Raw genomic sequence first — 2,801 nt, 5'->3', positions numbered from 1 at the left:
ATCCAATATCTCTCAATACGATCTCAAATAAACCCTGACGCGGGATGGAGCAGCCAGGTAGCTCGTCAGGCTCATAACCTGAAGGTCGCAGGTTCAAATCCTGCTCCCGCAACCAGCGTTTCCGACCAAGCCTCCGCAAAAAGCGGGGGCTTTTTCGATTCAGGTTGCCCTAAAGACATCAGCCCCGCCAATTCTCCAACAAGTTCAAGCGTAAGCGTTGCATCACCCCCCCAGCTAAGTGCTTTCCGGTTGTCTCTCTCCCATATATATTGGCGCTACGCGCCAATACGGTGGTAAGTTCCATACATTTCACGGCCTTTGCGGTGACCCTCGCTCTCCTGTTAGGCTGATAGCATGCTTTATCGCTTTCAGCGCAGAGCTGGCGTGCCGCTCCAACCCGTGCAGCGAGCATCGCTGCTTCTCATCCCGAGACAGGCAGATTTGCTTTTGAGAGAATGACTACACGTACTGTCAACCCGTTGCTTTTCATCGCCGAAAAAAATAGCGTCGGGCCAACTGACGCATTGGTTTGGGAGCAGATATGCTGGATGATTTTGAGCCGCTCGATCCGAAGGTTGGATTTACGTCTGCGGTTATTACTGATCCTCAGAGGTTTGTTGGAAGGGGTGAACTAATCGAAAGCTCGATGCGCGCTGTAAATAGCGTATCAAGCCTAATTGCAGTGTTTGGAAAAAGGGGTGTTGAGTAGCCCCACTTGAGTGGTCCAAATTGAAAGTTAGTGCATGGTTGGCCTTTGGTCCATCGGGACGATGGCCTCTGGAGCCGGTGGGCGGTAGCCCAGAGCACTGTGGGGTCTTTTGGTGTTGTAGTGTTTCCTCCAGCTTTCGATGATGATTTGCGCCTCACGTAGTGAGTAGAAAACTTCCCCGTTCAGCAGCTCGTCGCGCATTCGCCCGTTGAAGCTTTCGCAATAGCCATTCTCCCAAGGTGACCCTGGTTCAATGAACGCCGTTTTGGCCCCGACAGCTTTGATCCAGCCCCTGACGGCCTCCGCGATGAACTCCGGGCCGTAGCACGTCGATGACCTCGGTCGAGTTCAGCTTTCGCTTCACCCGGATCGCAAGACACTCCCGGCTGCATTCATCCAGAATGTTCAATGTTCTGAAGGCCCTGCCATCATCCGTTCGGTGATGCACGAAGTCGTACGACCAAACGTGATTGCGATACTCTGGCCGTAGCCGGACACATGAACCGTCGTTAAGCCAGAGCCGTTCCTTCTTGGGTTGCTTCATTGGAACCTTTAGCCCCTCTCGCCGCCATAGACGTTCGACACGTTTATCGTTCACCCATTGCCCGGCAGGCGCATGCGCAGCATGCTGCCGATAGGGGCCAGCCTGCGTCTCTCAGCAGAGCAGCAATCCGACGGTAGCCGTATCGTCCATACTGACGTGTCAGCTCGATCATGTCCGCAACCAGACGGTCTTCGTCAGCCCGACCAACCGTCTCTCGTCTCTGTGTGGATCGGTGCTGGCCCAGGACGCGGCAAACACGACGCTCGGAAACCTTCATTTGGCTGCGCACAAGATCGATGCAGGCGCGGCGGCGCGAGGGGCTCAGGGGCTCCGCCCGTTCTGGGCTGAAACGGTCTGATGACCGTTTCCGGGACGCCCCTCACTCCCTTTGCGGCCTCGGACAGGATCAATTTGTCCAGTGTCAGGTCCGAAACCGCCCTACGCAGGCGCTCGTTCTCTTTCTGAAGCCGCTTCAGTTCCTTAAGCTGCTCTGTGCCCATTCCACCGTACTTCTTCTTCCAGCGGTAATAAGTTTGTTCAGTCACGCCGATCTGCCTGATTGCATCAATCCGGGGCATGCCTTGCCCCATCAGGACTTCAACCTGCCGCAACTTCACGACAATCTCTTCGGGCTTCGGTCTCTTATTGGCCATCTATGGTCCTCGGCTTTCCTAAACATAGGGACGGACCACTTCATTGGGGGAGGCTCAGGGCTTGTTCACCACGCCGGCCACGGCAGCCAATACCTGTCGATCAAATACACAGAGCGGTTGGGAGAAGCTGGTATCGATCCCTCTGCCGGCAGCGCCGGAGACAGTTACGACAATGCCTTGTGGTGACAAAGCCAGACGCTTTTGGCAGCCTCAATTACACGCGGGCAGCTTGTCGAGCGTGAGGCGTTTTTGCAGGCGGTTCAGGCCGGTGACACTCTGGTGATCGCTGCGCCGTTCTGCATTGGCCTCTCCGAAAAGGATGCCGCTTGGTTCCTTGGCGAGTTGTCGGCGCGTGGCGTGGCAGTGATCGTCAACGGCGATTTGGTGCGGCTAGAGCCGGGCGCGGATCATTCGGACATGGTGCGGCGTGTGGCGTCTGCGCTGAATGTCCATCATGTGCGGCAGGCCAAGCGCCGGGCCGCGAAATCCAAATAGGAGGGCGGCCCTCACCTGAAAGTAGCGAAGCCCCGGCGATTGCTGGGGCTTTTTTCTGCCTTGGCAGGTGTGTGGCGGTCCCGACAGGATTCGAACCTGTGACTTCTTGCTTCGGAGGCAAGCACTCTATCCAACTGAGCTACGGGACCGTGTTTTTGTTGCGTGTAACAGATGCGGGCGGGAAATAGACCCTGATTTTCCTTACAACTCAGCGCCTTAACAAATCTGGCCTCTGCCTTCGGAGGGCAGCGCTTTATCCAGCTGAGCTACAGGTGCGTCGTTAAAGCGGGGTATAACCGTGCTTTGCAGCCTCTGCAACGGGAAAAACCGGCTGTTTACAAATTCATGGCCATAGCTTGGGACCCTCTGGGCTGGCCTGTGTCCTGAAAACCAAAAAGCC

Annotated in this window: 1 protein-coding gene, 2 tRNA genes and 2 pseudogenes; 3 read left to right on the top strand and 2 right to left on the bottom strand. The window is 56.1% G+C overall.

Annotation, left to right across the window (positions count from 1 at the left end; genetic code table 11):
- The first annotated feature begins 38 nt into the window (after positions 1 to 38).
- Positions 39 to 115: transfer RNA gene (locus A2I95_RS29925), tRNA-Met, on the top strand.
- 621 nt (positions 116 to 736) lie between these two features.
- On the opposite strand, the pseudogene A2I95_RS29920 reads toward A2I95_RS29925, so the two are convergent.
- Positions 737 to 1,906 (bottom strand): annotated as a pseudogene (locus A2I95_RS29920) (IS3 family transposase).
- A 54-nt stretch (positions 1,907 to 1,960) separates the two neighbouring features.
- Between A2I95_RS29920 and A2I95_RS29915 the strand changes: the two are divergent.
- Positions 1,961 to 2,086: pseudogene (locus A2I95_RS29915) on the top strand (IS3 family transposase); the annotation flags it as partial.
- A 21-nt stretch (positions 2,087 to 2,107) separates the two neighbouring features.
- The gene (locus A2I95_RS29910) at positions 2,108 to 2,401 is read left to right on the top strand and encodes a hypothetical protein (protein WP_291735727.1); all 294 of its coding nucleotides are present in this window, start codon (positions 2,108 to 2,110) and stop codon (positions 2,399 to 2,401) included.
- Between the two features lie 72 nt (positions 2,402 to 2,473).
- Here A2I95_RS29910 and A2I95_RS29905 read toward each other — a convergent pair.
- Positions 2,474 to 2,550: transfer RNA gene (locus tag A2I95_RS29905), tRNA-Arg, on the bottom strand.
- Positions 2,551 to 2,801: the final 251 nt, after the last annotated feature.

The organism is Leisingera sp. F5 (genome assembly GCF_001593695.1).
Note: the sequence above shows the minus strand (reverse complement) of the source record. Positions and strands in the feature narration are given on the sequence as shown.